Raw genomic sequence first — 14,423 nt, 5'->3', positions numbered from 1 at the left:
TTAAGAAGCTTGGTCGTACACTGACGTTCATGAAGTCGGAAGAGATGAGCGTCGCCGACGCACGCCGCCAGTTCGCCGACGTCCTCAACGACGCCGCCGTCCGGGGACGCATCACCTACATCACGAACCGGGGCCGCCGCATCGCCGCGATCGTCCCCGTCCCCATCGCCGAAGCCGCCGACCCGGACCACGACGCCCCCTAATGCCGGCCCGGTCAAGGCACGCTCGGGCCTGAAAGCCCTCCCGCTCGGGCCTTCACCCCCGGCCTGAAAGCCCAAGCACTGTCCCGCAACCCGGTAGCCGACCGATCCCTCAGCTGGTCTTCGCGGCCGGGCCGAGCTTCTCGACGATCAGGCGGTAGAGCTGGCGGGGGCGGCCCGGCTGGGGGGTGCGGTTCGGGGGGAGCGGCCAGGCGAGGCCCTCTTCGACCAGGGTGCGCAGGAGGCGGCGGGCCGTGCGGGGCGTGACGCCGAGCATCTTGCCGGCGTTCTCCGCGTCCACTATGAGGGGCTGCTCCTGGTCGCCGAGCTTGTCGGCGAGCCGGGCCAGGATCTCCAGGCCCTTCGGCTTGGCCTGCGGCTGGGCGCGCGGCGGCGTGCGGGGCGCGGGGACGAGCGCGCGGCCGTCGCGGTCGAGCGCGAAGCCCTGCGCCCGCTGGGAGCTCTGGGAGCGCGCCAGGGCGGCGCGGGCGTGGTTCTCCGCCTCGTGGGCCGTGCGGCCCATGCCGATGCCGACCTCGATGGCGAGGCCGAGTTCCTCGCGGACGCGCTCGACGAACGGCGGGGTGCGGAACCCCTCGGTGGACGCGGTGACGGAGCCGCGCGTCGCGATGACGAGGTAGCTGTGGTCGTCGACGGGCCAGACGGAGGCGTTCATCCGGTGCGCCTCCTGGAGGAGCACCCGGTGCAGGGCCAGCTTCAGCTCGTCGCGCCAGTAGCGGGGGGTGACGCGGCGCGGGGTCTCGCGGAGGGTCGGGACGTCCACGAGCACGACGACGAGCTGCGACTCCTCGAGGCGGTGGTGGGCGCCGAGGAGCGCGGCGGTCTGCAGGGAGCTGCGGATCGCGGCCCCGGTCGGCCGGACGCGGATGGTCGGGACGCCCGCCATCTCCATGCGCTCGGCGGTCGCGTGCACGCAGGTCATCGCGACGGTCGTGGCGCCGCGCCGCCAGAGCCGCTCGTGGAAGGCGGCGAGCGTGCCGGGGCCCGCGGCCTCCTCGCGCAGGTGCACCTGCTCGGTGCCGAGGCTGATCTCGGAGTAGGCCTCCTCGACCTCGGCGCGGCCGAGCACGTCGATGCTGACCCGGGCGGGGTCGAAGCGCTCGTCGAGGGACGCCCGCAGCAGCGCGCCCTGCAGGGCGGCGCCGTTCAGCGGCACGTAGGTGGCGGGCATCGTGAGGACGCCGGCCTTGCGCGCGAAGTCGTACGGGACGGGACTGGCGAACAGGCACACGTCCACGCCCGAGCCCAGGCGGACGACCTTGTCGGCCGCCTCCTGCTCGTCGCGGTACGCGGCGGCCACCAGCCTGCTCGGTACGGGTGTGGGGCCGTGGCCCATCAGCATGACCCGTTCCACGAGGTCATGAGGGCCCACGACACCGATCGTGAGGTCGGGGGTGACCGACCCCGTTCGTGCCGCCGTCATCGATGATCGCTCGCTTCCGATCCGGCCTCTCGGCGGGGTCGCCGCCCCGGCCACCTGCTCGCGCACGTTCCGCCCAACGGTTGACTCATGGCTTGTCGCCCCTGCCTTCTGACCCAGCACCGCAGTTCCCGTGCGATTCGCCTTCCCGCGGGCCCGCCTCCGCGAAGCGGGGCGGGTCCTCTTACCCGAGCTCTCGTCCGTTCCGGTGAAGCGGACACGAGCTCCTTCCAGCTGGCAGATCGGGTCAGGGCGACGTGATGTGACACCCAGACGCGAAATCGAATCAAGAGTGCGGCGAAAAAGTAACCTACGGGACCCCCTGGTCAGTAATTTGTCACCATTCGGCCAGCCTTGATCCTGCATCTTCGGATGTCCGAAGTAGAAAAACAAGACCCGAAATCACCGCGGAGGCCCCTTCCTGACGCACCTACGTACTGGAGGGACCCCTGCGGCGTCCGTTTGGTTTACCCGATGGCCGAAATCCGGCGACCCGATCTCGGCCGCTCCGGAAAGACGAGGGATCCGTCCGGAGCGGGCCGTCCGCGCCGGCAGGTGATTTTTTACCGCGTTACGGTCAGGTCGATCGGGACCGTTCCAGGCATGACTGCGCAGGTCAGAGAGTCGGGCTTCGGACAGTAAGGACGCCTCGCCCGTGCCGTGCGTAGTCGGATGGTAACGCATAGCTCAGGCGAATTGCAGTGGTTCGTTACACGGCCCGTCAGGGATCAACCGGGAGTTGGTCAGGCCGAGGCCACATTCGGCCGATCCCCGCCCCGGGGCGCCGAGCCGGAACGCCGGGTCCTGACGGCGCGCCAAAACGCCGCGCCGGGGTCCGGCGCGGCGTGGCGGGCGGGGCTAGCCGACCTCGCGGACGATCTCGGCGCCGAGCTGGGAGAGCCGCTCGGCCGTGTGCGCGTGGCCGCGGTCGAGGTAGTAGGCCGAGGTGATGGTGGTCTCGCCCTCCGCGGCGAGGCCGGCCAGCACGAGGGCGCTGCCGCAGCGCAGGTCGTGCGCCGCGACCTCGGCGCCGCGCAGGCCGCGCGGGCCGTTGACCTTCGCGCGGTTGCCGTCCACCTCGATGTCGGCGCCCATCTTGGCCAGCTCGCCGGCCAGCTTGAACCGGCCGTCGAAGATCCGCTCGTAGATGTAGGACGGGCCCTCGGCGAGGCAGGACACCGCCATGATCGGCGACTGCAGGTCGGTGGCGAAGCCCGGGTACTCGTCGGTGATGACGTTGATCGGGCGGAGCGTCCGGTCGCGGCGCACCTGGAGGACGGCGCCCTGCTGGTGGAACTCGACGCCCATCTGCTCCAGCTTGTCGGCCGCGACGCCGAGGTGCTCCAGCGAGGCGCCGACGAGGCTGAGGTCGCCGCCGGTGATCGCGGCGGCCATCACGAAGACGCCTGCGTCGATCCGGTCGGGCATCACGGTGTGCTCGACGGCGGTCAGCTCGTCCACGCCCTCGACCGTGATGAACCCGGTGCCGCCGCCGCTGATCCGGGCGCCCATCGCCTGGAGGATGGCGATGTTGTCCAGCACCTCGGGCTCCAGCGCCGCGTTCTTGATCAGCGTGGTGCCGTGCGCCAGCGCCGCCGCCATGATCAGGTTCTCGGTGCCGGTGTGCGAGGGGGTGTCGCAGTAGAGCGTGCCGCCGCGCAGGTCGCCGGCCTTGATGTGGATGATGCCGTCGCCGTTGTCGGCCACGTGCTCGGTGACCGTGGCGCCCATCCGCTTGAAGCCGTTGTAGTGGAAGTCCAGGTTGCGGCTGCCGAGGTTGCAGCCGCCGACGCCCTCGATGACCGCCTCGCCGAGGCGGTGCAGCAGCGCCGGGACGAACAGGAACGAGCCGCGGAACCGGGACGCGATCTCGGCGGGCAGCACCGGGCTGTTCAGCGACGACGCGTCGATCACCAGCGTGCGCTCGGTCTCGTGGAGCTCGGCCTTGGCGCCCACGGCCCGCGCGAGCTCCACCGCCCGCCGCACGTCCTCGATGATCGGGACGTTGCGCAGCACGGTGCGTCCCCTGGAGGCCATCAGCGAGGCGCCGATCATCGGCAGGACGGCGTTCTTCGCGCCCTGGATGAAGACCGTGCCGTGCAGCTGCCGGCCGCCGCGCATGCGGTAGCGAACCTCGTGGCCCATGCTCATGCCGCCTAACTTCCTCTCGGGTGCGGTTGCGTGTGCGATCCAGTTGGGAGCACGAGGGCCGAGCGTGCCTGACGGTGTCCCCCCGTTGCCGACGCGACCCCAGTAAACCATCGGGCCGGAGGTGTGGTGTCCGGCCTTGGTCCCGCGGGCGTCAGTCTGCTCGTTGAGACTTCCGGAACACGCCAAAGGTTCGCGTTCCCTGGGAAAATTCCCAGAAGGAGCCTAGGGGCGGCGAACCCCCGCCGCCGGTGTTTTGAAGATCATCAAGGGGTGCGGACCTCGACGACCTCGACCGGGTCGCCCACCGTGAGCGTGCCGAGGACGCGCGGAACGCAGTTCTGGCCGAACTGGATGCCGCGCTCCCGGGTGCGGTAGGAGGCGAGCGTCCGCAGCGGCTCGCGGCCGCGTTCGGCGGTCCGCTGGTCGGTGGTGGTGATGACGCACCGGGAGCACGGCTTGACCATCTCGATCACGGTCTCGCCGACGCGCAGCAGCCGCACCTCGTCCTCGCCGTAGGGGCCGAGGCCCTCGACGACGAGGCTCGGGCGGAACCGGTTCATCGGGAGCGGCTCGTCGAGCCGCGTGTTGAGGTCGGCCAGCGACTCGGCGGAGATGACCAGCAGCGGGTAGCCGTCGGCGAACATGACCTCGCCGCCGCCGCGGCGCGTGGGCCGCCGCCCGGTGAAGCGCACCAGGCGGCAGTCGGCGCCGAGCAGGTCGCCGAACCAGGCCGCCGCCTCGTCGCCCTGGTCGACGCCCTGGCACTCCGACCGCTGGACGGAGACCTCCCGCACCTCGCCCGCGTCCACGGCCTTGTGGACGAGCCGCGAGGCGCCCGGCGCGTCCACCGTGAGGACCGTCCCGTCGTAGGACGGGCTCATCAGCGCCATCCGGGCGTGGTCGCGCTGGGACAGGAAGCGGCCCTCGGGGGTGACCAGCATGAACTCGCGGTCGAACGGCAGGCCGCGCGCGGTCAGTTCGGCGGTGCGCAGCGCGGTCCCGCCGCCGCTCTTGAGCGGGTAGGCGTTCAGCTCGGTCAGGATCCCCCTCACGGCCCCTCCTAACTGAGAGCGGTCAGGCGGTCGAACATCGGGGCCAGGCGCTCCACGAAGCGCTCGGGGCGGCACACCTCGTCCAGGCGCTTCTCGTCCAGCGTGAGGCCCGCCTCCGCCGCGTGGGCGCGCAGCGTCTCCCGGAACGGCGTCCCGGTCTCCCACGTCTCCATGGCGGCCTTCTGGACGAGGGGGTACGCCTCGTCGTCACGCGACATGCCCGCCTCGACCAGCTCCAGCAGGACGGTCGAGGTGTAGATGAGCCCGCCGGTCGAGTCCAGGTTCTCCCGCATGCGGGCCTCGTCAACGACAAGTCCGGACATGAGGCGGTTGGTCAGGTTCAGCATGTAGTCGAGCGCGATGGAGGCGTCCGGCAGCGCGATCCGCTCGGTGGAGGAGTGCGAGATGTCGCGCTCGTGCCACAGCGGGATGCCCTCCAGCACCGGGACGATCTGCGCCCGCACGATCCGCGCCATCCCCGCCAGCCGCTCGGAGATGATCGGGTTCTTCTTGTGCGGCATCGCCGAGGAGCCCTTCTGGCCCTTGCCGAACGGCTCCCACAGCTCCCGGACCTCGGTGCGCTGCCCGTGCCGCACCTCCAGCGCGATCGCCTCGCACACCGTCGCCATGATCGCCAGGGCGGACACCCACTCGCTGATCCCGTCGCGGATGACGACCTGCGTCGACACGTCGGCGGCCTTCAGGCCGAGCTTGCGCGCGACGTGCAGCTCGATCGCCGGGTCGATGTTGGAGTACGTCCCGACCGCGCCGGAGATCGCCATCACGCCCACGGCCTCGCGGGCGCGCCGCAGCCGGTCGCGCGACCGGGCCATGGCGAACGCGAAGTCGGCGACGCGGTGGCCCCACACGTCCGGCTCGCCGTGGATGCCGTGCGTCCGCCCGACCCGCAGCGTCGCCTGGTGGGCCAGCGCGTGGTCGCGCAGCGTCGCGACGAGCGCGTCCGCCTTCTCCAGCAGGATGTCGGTGGCCTCGACCAGTTGGAGCGCGAGCGCGGTGTCGAGCAGGTCGGACGACGTCATGCCGAAGTGGACGTACCGGGCCGCCTCCCGGGGCTCGGTGTTGTCCGCCCACGCCGACAGGAAGGCGATCACGTCGTGCTGCGTCACCGCCTCGATCGCGTGCACCGCCTCCGGCGTCGGCGGCGGCGCCTTGCGCACCGGCTCCACCACCTCCGGAGGGATCGTGCCGGCCTCGGCGTGGGCCTCGACGACGAGGACCTCCACCTGGCACCACAGCTCGTACTTGTGCGCGTCGCTCCAGACGCGTCCCATCTCCGGAAGGGTGTAGCGCTCAATCACCCGACGATTGTCCCAGGCCGGGAACCGCCGCGTCCGGCCGGGTCGCCGCGTGTTCGAGTGCCAGCGCGGCGACGATCACCAGCACGAGGGCGGCGATCTCCGCGGCGGCCAGCCAGAGGCCGAGCGGGGTGGCCGCGAGCGCGACCGCGGCGGCGCCGAGCCGGATCCGGGACGGCCCGATGCGCACGATCCGGCGGAACGCGACGTCGCCCGCCAGGTAGAGCGCGACGCCGCCGGCCAGCGCGAGCGCGGGGCCGAGGTGCAGGGCGTCCCAGGCGTGCCCGACGGCCTGTCCCATCCCGGCCGCCGCGACGATGATCCCGACGACCAGCGGGATGTGGGCGTAGAAGTAGCCGAACATCGTCATCTGGGTGCGGCGCAGGTCGTCCGCCGCGGTCAGCGACTCCTCGGCGCGCTCGTCGTCCCTGGCGAAGTAGCTCCACCAGACGGCGGCCGCGAGCGCCAGCCCGAGCAGCACGGCGACGACCAGGCCCGGGTCCAGGTGCGCGTGCTCGGCGCCCGCCCCGACCGCGATCACCGACTCGCCGATCGTGATCATGACGAGCAGCCCGTGCCGCTCCACGATGTGCGCGGGCTGGATGGTGAACAGCCCGCCCGGCGGCACGATGTACGGCTGGACGATCGGGACGACGAGCGCGAGCGTCCACAGCACGTACACCCCCGGCCCGTGGTCGAGGATCCCGGCGACGATGATGAGCACCGCCGCGAGGAGGTTGGCCGGCAGGACGCGCAGGATGTGCGGATTGCCCTGCGCGTACAGCGTCACGTGGGCGAGCACCAGCACCAGGTACCCGAGGCCCCACAGCACGCCGCCGCCCTTGAACGCCGTCGGGGTGGCCAGGGCGACCATGAAGAACCCGGCCATCCCGACCAGGAGCAGCAGCCGCCGTCCCGTCGTCGTTGGCGTGAGCGTGTTCGTCAGCCAGGCGTAGCCGCCGTACATCCACCACAGGACGCCGAACATCAGCACGATCTGGAGCAGGCCCAGCACGTTCAGTTCCTTGACCAGGACGTGGCTGAGCTGGGTCACCGCGAAGACGAACACCAGGTCGAAGAAGAGCTCCAGCGTCGTGACGCGGTAGACCTCTTCGCGTACGGGCACGGAGGAGGAAGCCATGCCTGACCTCACTTGATTAGTTGTAATCAAGTAATCATGGCATGGAGATCGCCTTCAGCGCTATGTCGGTGCGGTGGTGGGAGCCGCGCAGACCGATCTTGGAGACGGCCTCGTACGCGGCGGCGCGGGCGGCGCCGAGATCGGGTCCGGTGCCGACCACGTTCAGGACGCGCCCGCCGCTCGCGACCGGCTGCCCCTCGCCGCCGAGCCCGGTGCCCGCGTGCAGCACGTAGGCGCCCTCCACCGCGGCGGCCTCGTCCAGGCCGGTGATCTCGTCGCCCTTCACCGGAGCGGCAGGGTAGCCCTCGGCCGCCACGACCACCGTGACGGCCGCGCCCGGATGCCATTCAAGCCGTAGGGCCGGGTCGAGCCCGCCGATCGCGCACGCCTGGAGGAGCGTGGCGACGGGGGTGGCCAGCCGGTCCAGGACGACCTGGGTCTCGGGGTCGCCGAAGCGGGCGTTGAACTCCACCACCCGCACGCCCCTGGACGTCAGGGCGAGCCCGGCGTACAGCACGCCCACGTACGGGGTCTCGCGGCGGCGCAGTTCGTCGACGGTCGGCTGGACGACCGCGGCCATGACCTCGTCCACCAGACCCGGCGGCACCCAGGGCAGCGGCGTGTAGGCGCCCATGCCGCCCGTGTTCGGGCCCTCGTCGCCGTCGTAGGCGCGCTTGAAGTCCTGCGCCGGCAGCAGCGGGACGGCGTGCTGCCCGTCGCACAGCGCGAACAGGGAGACCTCGGGGCCGTCCAGGTACTCCTCGACCACGACGCGCTCGCAGGCGTCCGCGTGCCGCAGCGCCTCGTCGCGGTCCTCGGTGACCACGACGCCCTTGCCGGCCGCCAGCCCGTCGTCCTTCACCACGTACGGCGGGCCGAAGGCGTCGAGCGCCTCCTCCGCCTGCCCGGTCGACTCGCAGACCCGCGAGTCGGCGGTCGGCACCCCCGCCGCCGCCATGACCTCCTTGGCGAACGCCTTGGACGCCTCGATCTTGGCGGCGGCCCGGTCCGGCCCGAAGCAGGGGATGCCGGCCTTGCGCAGGGCGTCACCCACGCCCGCCACGAGCACGGCCTCCGGCCCGACGACGACCAGGCTGATCCGGAGCCGCGTGGCCAGCTCCACCACCGCCGTGCGGTTCGTCGGATCGAGCTGGTGGTTGTCCGCGATCTCTGCCGTGCCCGGATTGCCCGGGGCGCAGTGGAGGGCGGTGACGGCAGGGTCGCGGTGCAGGGCGCGGGCGAGCGCATGCTCGCGGCCACCCGATCCAAGGACGAGTACTCGCACGTCGTGAGCTTACTGGTCCGCGCTGCCGCGCCGGGGGCGCATAACCCCCGTGCGGACGGGGATGGAGCGGGGTGAGGCCGCCGTCACACGGGGGGCGTGTGAACCTCACCGATACGGGCGGCGTCCTACATATCGGCTGGTAGGCTGCGACGGGCTTGACCGCCCGCCGTCGAGGCGCGTGAAAGGAGGTGGTCGGGATGAGTCCTGGTGATACTTGCAGTTCGCCAGAGAACCCTCACAGTCCGGACAGGGCTGTCCCTCCGTCCGCCTCCATCTGGCGCCCGGCCTTCGCCCTCGCGCGCTCCCTTCGCTGACCAGCGGGGGTTGAGCGCGCGCTGCGTGCGTGGCCGGCGGGTTAGGAGCACCTCATGGCCATGACACGAGTCCGCCCCAGCCGCGTGCTCTTCAAGACGCGCGGCCGCCCGAGCGGCGTGCAGGCTCCGAACCGCGACTCGGCGGTCATCGACTGGGCCGCCTACATCGACGGCCACCGCGTCAGCACCGAAACCGTCGCCGACGCCGTCCGCCTGGTGCGCGACGGCCGGCTCGTCCCCGACGGCGACAGCGCCGGCTTCGTCTGGGTCGGCCTCCACGAGCCGTCCGCCGCCGAGCTGAGCGACCTCGCCGAGGTCTTCGGCCTGCACCCGCTCGCCGTCGAGGACGCGATCCACGCCCACCAGCGCCCCAAGCTCGAACGCTACGACGGCGTCCACTTCGTCGTCATGAAGACCGTCGGCTACGTCTCCAGCGGCCCCGGTGGAGCCGAGGTCGTCGAGACCGGCGAGATCATGCTGTTCTGCGGCCCCGACTTCGTCGTCACCGTCCGGCACGGCGCCCACGGCGCGCTCGGCCCCGTCCGCCGCCAGCTGGAGAAGGACCCCGGCCGCCTCGCCCTCGGCCCCGCCGCCGTCCTGCACGCCGTCACCGACCGCGTCGTGGACGGCTACGTCGGCGTCGCCAACGCCGTCATGGAGGACATCGACGAGGTCGAGGAGGCCGTCTTCTCGCCCGAGCGCACCGACGAGTCCCGGCGCATCTACCGGCTCAAGCGCGAGGTCATCCAGCTCAAGCGCGCCGTCGGCCCGCTCGCCGGCCCGCTGCGCAGCCTGTCCGGCCGCCGCTTCGTCCCGGCCGAGATCAGGGAGTACCTCCGCGACGTCGAGGACCACCTCACCCGCGTCCGCGAGCAGGTCGAGTCCTACGACGAGCTCCTCAACCCCATCCTCCACGCGCACATGACCCAGGTCACCGTCGCCGACAACAAGGACATGCGCAAGATCTCCGCCTGGGGCGCCATCTTCATGGTCCCCACCGCCATCGCCGGCGTCTACGGCATGAACTTCGACCACATGCCCGAGACCCGCTGGCAGTACGGCTACCCCATGATCCTCAGCGTCATCACCCTCGCCTGCTTCGCCCTCTACCGCGGCTTCCGCCGCAACGGCTGGCTCTGACACTGCATTTCTCTCCTCCTTCGGGCCTGGCGGCCCTCCATCGTCGAGAAACGCGGCGATCGCTGGCATCGCTCCGGCTCGCCTGGCGGCTCGCTGCGCGATCAGGTTCTCGCTTCGCTCGAACCTGCCTTCGGACGCGATCGCAGCCATTGAGGTCGCTGCGGGGTTGCGGCGGTGGCTGAGCGTCGTGACCCAGAGCGAAGGGCTGGGCTTTGCGGATCAGAGGACTGGGGTCGCCGCTAGGAGGGCGTGCAGGCGGTCGGGGTAGTCGGTGACTATTGCGTCTGCGCCTTGGGTTATGAAGCGGGTCATGTCTGCGGGGGTGTTGACCGTCCAGACGATGACGGGGAGGGCCAGGGCGTGGGCCTGGTCGATCAGGGTCGGTGTCGTCATCGCGTGTTCGGGGGAGACGGCCGTGGCGCCCAGGGCGAAGGCGGCGGCGACCGGGTCGGCCGGGGAGTGGCCCGCCAGCCAGCCGGTGCCGGGGGCGAGGGTCTTGCGTTCCATGAGGGCGACGCGGCCCAGGTCCGGGTAGTGGCGGCGGGCCTCGGCCAGGACGCGCCAGTCGAAGGCCAGGAGCCGGGAGCGCTCGGTGCAGCCGAAGGTCTTCAGGACGGCCGCGACGGCGGCGGTGAGGAGTTCCACCTCCTCGTCGGTCCAGGTCGGGTCCGTCTTGAGTTCGACGGAGAGCCCCACGTCCGCGGGGGCCAGGAGGGCGCACGCCTCGGCGAGCGTGGGGATGCGGGTGCCGGGCATCGGGGCGGCGTCGCAGCTCAGGCCCGCGTCGAGCGTCCGCAGCTGGGCTAGGGACAGCTCGCGGACGGGCTTGCCGACGTAGGGGTAGGCGGGGTCGCCCGGCCAGGCGGGGCCCGTGTCGGCGAGGACGGCGGGGGACACCACCTGGTCGTGGCCGAGGACGACGACGCCGTCCGAGGACATGCCCACGTCCAGCTCGATGGTGTCGACGCCGAGGTCGAGAGCATGGGCGAAGCCGGGCAGGGTGTTCTCCGGACGGAGGCCCCGCGCCCCACGATGTCCGTGCACCTCGATGATGGAGATCACCGAACGCACGCTACCGTCCGTGACCGAACGCGCGGGCGCAGACCCCGGCCACCACAGCAACCACGCGACGACCTCAATGGTTGCGATCGCGTCCGAAGGCAGGTTCGAGCGAAGCGAGAACCTGATCGCGCAGCGAGCCGCCAAGGCGAGACGGAGCGATGCCAGCGATCGCCCGCGTTTTTCGACGATGGAGGGCCGCTAGGCCCGAAGGAGGAGAAAAGCGCATTAAACGAGAGGTCGCAAGGAAAGTGTTTGGTCGCGGCCCGGGCCTACGCCGATTGCGGAGATCTGGGCGCCGGACATCTCCTCCAGTGCCCGGACGTAGGCCTGCGCGTTCGCGGGCAGGTCCTCGAACTTCTCGGCGCCGGTGATGTCCTCCTGCCAGCCGTCGAGGTACTCCAGGATCGGCTTGGCGTGGTGGAACTCGGTCTGCGTGGTGGGCAGCTCGTCCACCCGGACGCCGTCGACCTCGTAGGCGACGCACACCGGGACCCGTTCGAGGCCGGACAGGACGTCCAGCTTCGTCAGGAAGTAGTCGGTGATGCCGTTGACGCGGGTGGCGTAGCGGGCGATGACGGCGTCGAACCAGCCGCAGCGGCGGTCGCGGCCCGTGGTCACGCCGTACTCGCCGCCGGTCGTGCGCAGGTACTCGCCCTGCTCGTCCAGCAGCTCGGTGGGGAACGGCCCGGACCCGACGCGGGTCGTGTACGCCTTGAGGATGCCGATCACGCGGGTGATCTTGGTGGGGCCGACGCCGGAGCCCGCGCACGCGCCGCCCGCCGTGGGGCTGGAGGACGTCACGAACGGGTAGGTGCCGTGGTCGATGTCCAGCAGCGTGCCCTGCGCGCCCTCCAGCAGGACGACCTTGCCGTCGTCCAGCGCCTTGTTCAGGACGAGCGTGGTGTCGGCGACGAACGGCTTGAGGCGCTCGCCGTAGGCCAGGTACTCCTGGACGATCGGCCCGGTCTCGATGCGGCGGCGGTTGTAGACCTTCGTGAGGACCTGGTTCTTCTCGCGCAGGGCCAGGTCGAGCTTCTGGGTGAGGATGTTCGGGTCGAACAGGTCCTGGACCCGGATGCCCATCCGGTTGATCTTGTCGGCGTAGGTGGGGCCGATGCCGCGGCCGGTGGTGCCGATCCGGGCCTTGCCGAGGTAGCGCTCGGTGACCTTGTCGAGGGCGCGGTGGTGGGGCATGATCAGGTGCGCGTTCGCCGAGATCAGCAGCCGCTCGCAGCTGATGCCGCGGTCCCGCAGCCCGTCGATCTCCTGCAGCAGCACCGCCGGGTCGATCACCACGCCGTTGCCGATGACCGGGACGACGTCGGGCGACAGCACTCCGGACGGCAGCAGGTGCAGCGCGTAGCTCTTGTCGCCGATGACCACCGTGTGGCCCGCGTTGTTGCCACCCTGGTAGCGGACGACGTAGTCGACGTCCCCGCCGAGCAGGTCTGTCGCCTTGCCCTTGCCCTCATCTCCCCACTGGGCACCGACAAGAACGATGGCAGGCATGCCACTTTTCCTTCCCACGACGAAGGCCCCGGTCGCCGCAAGCGAAGGGGCCTCTTGCGATCAAAGCGTACCCTCAGCTGGGCTGCAAGGAAACCGGAGGCGGATCCGCCCCCGGCCGGGGCCTTGGGCGGCGGGTCCGGCGGACGGCCCGTCCGGCCGCCGGACCGCCTGCGTCAGGAGCCGTTGAGGGCGTCGGCCGCGGCGGCGCTGCTGTCGCGGAGGAAGGTCCGGCAGCGCTCGGCCTCGGAGTCCTCGCCGATGGCGGCGGCGGCACGGGCGAGGGCGTGCAGGGCGCGCAGGAAGCCGCGGTTCGGCTCGTGCTCCCAGGGGATGGGGCCGTGGCCCTTCCAGCCTGCCCTGCGCAGCTGGTCCAGCCCGCGGTGGTAGCCGGTGCGGGCGAACGCGTAGGAGTCGATGACGCTGCCCTTGGCGAAGGAGCGGTCGGCCAGCTCGGCCCAGGCGCCCGGGTAGTCCGGGTGGCGCGCGGCGACCTCGAACGGGTCGATGCCGTTCTCCAGGGCCGTCCGGGCCTCTTCGTTGTCCGGAAGTTCGGTCGGAGCGGGGCCGCCGAGCAGGTTCTGGGTCATGCGGGCCATCGTAAGCAGCCCCGGCGGGCGCCCGACAACCCGGGGCGCGGGCCCCCGCCGCCTGGGCGCGGACGCGCCCAGGGGACAGGGGCTGCCCGCACCCGCCGCGTGCTACTTGCCGGATCCGAAGAGGGAGGCGACCAGGTCCGTCAGCTTCGGTGCCGTCGAGCCGGCCCCCTTGACCTGGGTCCGCATGGCCGGGAACAACTCGGTGTAGCTCTTGCTCGTCAGGTACATCTGGAAGTTCGCGGCGTTGTTCCCGGACGCCGACGGCAGTCCGGCGCGGAAGTCGACGAGCCAGCCGAGCGCCCCGCAGCTGCTCGCGGGGACGGAGAACGTCGTGTCGTTCATCTTCATGGCGATGGCGTTGTCGAACCACTCGACCGAGCCGTCGTCGCCGACGAGGTTCAGCGAGATCGGTGCCTTCTTGGAGCCGATGTAGCAGCCGTCACCGAGCAGATCGTTCTTGAGCTTGATCCTCATGTCGATCGTGGAGGCGTACTGGCCCTGGTCGGTGGTGTAGAGCCTGAAGCTGCCGACGTACTGGGTCTTGACCTTGAGGCCGAGCAGCGGGAGGGACCCCGTCCCGGGGATGCCGAGCGCGCCGTCCGGCACGGTCATCGCCTTCGACCGCATGCTCACGAAGATGTTGACGGGCTCGGACGTCTCGGGGTCGAAGCTGGACTGCATGGTGATCGTGACCGGCTCGGTGATCTGCTGCGTCATCGAGCCGAGCTTCATCGTGCCGCCGCTGAGGACGATGACCGCGCACTGCCAGTTGGCGGGGTCGGCGCCGACGGGCAGCTGGTCGGGGCAGTCGCCGAAGTCGAACTCGACGGGCGCGTTCTCGCCGAAGTCGGCGGCCGCGGGCGCGGCGCCGAGGGCGACGACGGCGGCCGGCACGGTCAGCGCGAGAGCGGACAGCAGCCGGGCGGACCGGAGCAGGGCGCGCATCCGGGCACGGGAAGTGGAGAACTTCATGGGGGTGGGGTGCCTTCCTGGCGGGCGCACGCGATCGCAGCGCTTGAGAACGTTCCAACCAGTCCACACTGTAAAGATCCACTTCTCCCGATCTCAAGATCCCGTGCAGCGTCTCCGTGCCGTCCCCGTGGCCGCTACCGGTCAGTAATCGCCGTGCCGCCCGCGCTCCCACCAGGGGCGGCGGTTCGCCGGCGGCACGGCGGAGCGATGCCGCGTCCGGAGCCGCGGAACGCATCTGGAGCTC

At 71.2% G+C, this 14,423-nt stretch carries 13 protein-coding genes; 3 read left to right on the top strand and 10 right to left on the bottom strand.

The features are described from left to right. The first annotated feature begins 29 nt into the window (after nt 1-29). The gene (locus ABWI07_RS12100; protein ID WP_149260525.1) at nt 30-203 is read left to right on the top strand and encodes a type II toxin-antitoxin system prevent-host-death family antitoxin; all 174 of its coding nucleotides are present in this window, start codon (nt 30-32) and stop codon (nt 201-203) included. Nucleotides 204-312: 109 nt separating this feature from the next. On the opposite strand, the gene ABWI07_RS12095 is transcribed toward ABWI07_RS12100, so the two are convergent. From ABWI07_RS12095 to purD, 6 genes are all read right to left on the bottom strand, one after another. Continuing rightward, the gene (locus ABWI07_RS12095) at nt 313-1,644 is read right to left on the bottom strand and encodes a transcriptional regulator (protein WP_141579421.1); all 1,332 of its coding nucleotides are present in this window, start codon (nt 1,642-1,644) and stop codon (nt 313-315) included. Nucleotides 1,645-2,499: 855 nt separating this feature from the next. Then, nucleotides 2,500-3,786 (bottom strand): UDP-N-acetylglucosamine 1-carboxyvinyltransferase, encoded by a 1,287-nt coding sequence (gene murA, locus ABWI07_RS12090; RefSeq protein WP_353818548.1) that lies wholly within the window; start codon nt 3,784-3,786, stop codon nt 2,500-2,502. A gap of 269 nt (nt 3,787-4,055) precedes the next feature. Further along, nucleotides 4,056-4,844 carry an MOSC domain-containing protein gene (locus ABWI07_RS12085; protein ID WP_149260524.1) on the bottom strand — a complete coding sequence of 263 codons (789 nt, stop codon included), beginning with the start codon at nt 4,842-4,844 and terminating at the stop codon, nt 4,056-4,058. An 8-nt stretch (nt 4,845-4,852) separates the two neighbouring features. Then, nucleotides 4,853-6,163, bottom strand: coding sequence for an adenylosuccinate lyase (gene purB, locus ABWI07_RS12080; protein ID WP_149260523.1), 1,311 nt, complete (start codon nt 6,161-6,163; stop codon nt 4,853-4,855). Further along, on the bottom strand, nt 6,156-7,301 hold the full coding sequence (locus ABWI07_RS12075) for a low temperature requirement protein A (RefSeq protein WP_149260522.1): 1,146 nt from the start codon (nt 7,299-7,301) through the stop codon (nt 6,156-6,158). Before ABWI07_RS12075 ends, purB begins: the two co-directional genes overlap by 8 nt. Before the next feature lie 34 nt (nt 7,302-7,335). Further along, nucleotides 7,336-8,586, bottom strand: coding sequence for a phosphoribosylamine--glycine ligase (gene purD, locus ABWI07_RS12070; RefSeq protein WP_149260521.1), 1,251 nt, complete (start codon nt 8,584-8,586; stop codon nt 7,336-7,338). A 368-nt stretch (nt 8,587-8,954) separates the two neighbouring features. Here purD and ABWI07_RS12065 point away from each other — a divergent pair, with 368 nt between their 5' ends. Further along, entirely contained in the window at nt 8,955-10,040 is a 1,086-nt protein-coding gene (locus ABWI07_RS12065) for a magnesium and cobalt transport protein CorA (RefSeq protein ID WP_149260520.1), read from the top strand. A gap of 219 nt (nt 10,041-10,259) precedes the next feature. Here the strand turns inward: ABWI07_RS12065 and ABWI07_RS12060 are convergent, their stop codons facing one another. Further along, nucleotides 10,260-11,102 (bottom strand): glycerophosphodiester phosphodiesterase family protein, encoded by an 843-nt coding sequence (locus tag ABWI07_RS12060; RefSeq protein WP_353818547.1) that lies wholly within the window; start codon nt 11,100-11,102, stop codon nt 10,260-10,262. Between ABWI07_RS12060 and ABWI07_RS12055 the strand changes: the two genes are divergently transcribed. Next, complete coding sequence (locus ABWI07_RS12055; protein WP_149260518.1) at nt 11,089-11,304, top strand: hypothetical protein; 216 nt, start codon at nt 11,089-11,091, stop codon at nt 11,302-11,304. The two genes, ABWI07_RS12060 and ABWI07_RS12055, sit on opposite strands and share 14 nt — an antisense overlap. Nucleotides 11,305-11,327: 23 nt before the next feature. Here ABWI07_RS12055 and ABWI07_RS12050 read toward each other — a convergent pair whose 3' ends face one another. From ABWI07_RS12050 to ABWI07_RS12040, 3 genes are all read right to left on the bottom strand, one after another. Further along, on the bottom strand, nt 11,328-12,611 hold the full coding sequence (locus ABWI07_RS12050; protein WP_149260517.1) for an adenylosuccinate synthase: 1,284 nt from the start codon (nt 12,609-12,611) through the stop codon (nt 11,328-11,330). A gap of 173 nt (nt 12,612-12,784) precedes the next feature. Further along, complete coding sequence (locus ABWI07_RS12045; RefSeq protein WP_149260516.1) at nt 12,785-13,207, bottom strand: DUF3151 domain-containing protein; 423 nt, start codon at nt 13,205-13,207, stop codon at nt 12,785-12,787. Nucleotides 13,208-13,309: 102 nt separating this feature from the next. Next, nucleotides 13,310-14,179: a hypothetical protein gene (locus ABWI07_RS12040; RefSeq protein ID WP_149260515.1), complete on the bottom strand. Its 870-nt coding sequence runs from the start codon at nt 14,177-14,179 to the stop codon at nt 13,310-13,312. Between the last annotated feature and the right edge of the window lie 244 nt (nt 14,180-14,423).

The sequence above is a fragment of the Actinomadura sp. NPDC000600 genome, from assembly GCF_040492135.1.
Taxonomy (GTDB): Bacteria; Actinomycetota; Actinomycetes; order Streptosporangiales; family Streptosporangiaceae; genus Spirillospora.
This window is presented reverse-complemented; position numbering and strand designations above follow the sequence as displayed.

Bases quoted from the DNA above. Each gene is read 5' to 3' on its own strand.
- ABWI07_RS12065 (WP_149260520.1), top strand. From the start codon at position 8,955: ATGGCCATGACACGAGTCCGCCCCAGCCGCGTGCTCTTCAAGACGCGC.
- ABWI07_RS12055 (WP_149260518.1), top strand. From the start codon at position 11,089: ATGATGGAGATCACCGAACGCACGCTACCGTCCGTGACCGAACGCGCG.
- ABWI07_RS12050 (WP_149260517.1), bottom strand. From the start codon at position 12,611: ATGCCTGCCATCGTTCTTGTCGGTGCCCAGTGGGGAGATGAGGGCAAG.
- ABWI07_RS12100 (WP_149260525.1), top strand. From the start codon at position 30: ATGAAGTCGGAAGAGATGAGCGTCGCCGACGCACGCCGCCAGTTCGCC.
- ABWI07_RS12040 (WP_149260515.1), bottom strand. From the start codon at position 14,179: ATGAAGTTCTCCACTTCCCGTGCCCGGATGCGCGCCCTGCTCCGGTCC.
- ABWI07_RS12045 (WP_149260516.1), bottom strand. From the start codon at position 13,207: ATGGCCCGCATGACCCAGAACCTGCTCGGCGGCCCCGCTCCGACCGAA.
- ABWI07_RS12075 (WP_149260522.1), bottom strand. From the start codon at position 7,301: ATGGCTTCCTCCTCCGTGCCCGTACGCGAAGAGGTCTACCGCGTCACG.
- murA (WP_353818548.1), bottom strand. From the start codon at position 3,786: ATGGGCCACGAGGTTCGCTACCGCATGCGCGGCGGCCGGCAGCTGCAC.
- ABWI07_RS12095 (WP_141579421.1), bottom strand. From the start codon at position 1,644: ATGACGGCGGCACGAACGGGGTCGGTCACCCCCGACCTCACGATCGGT.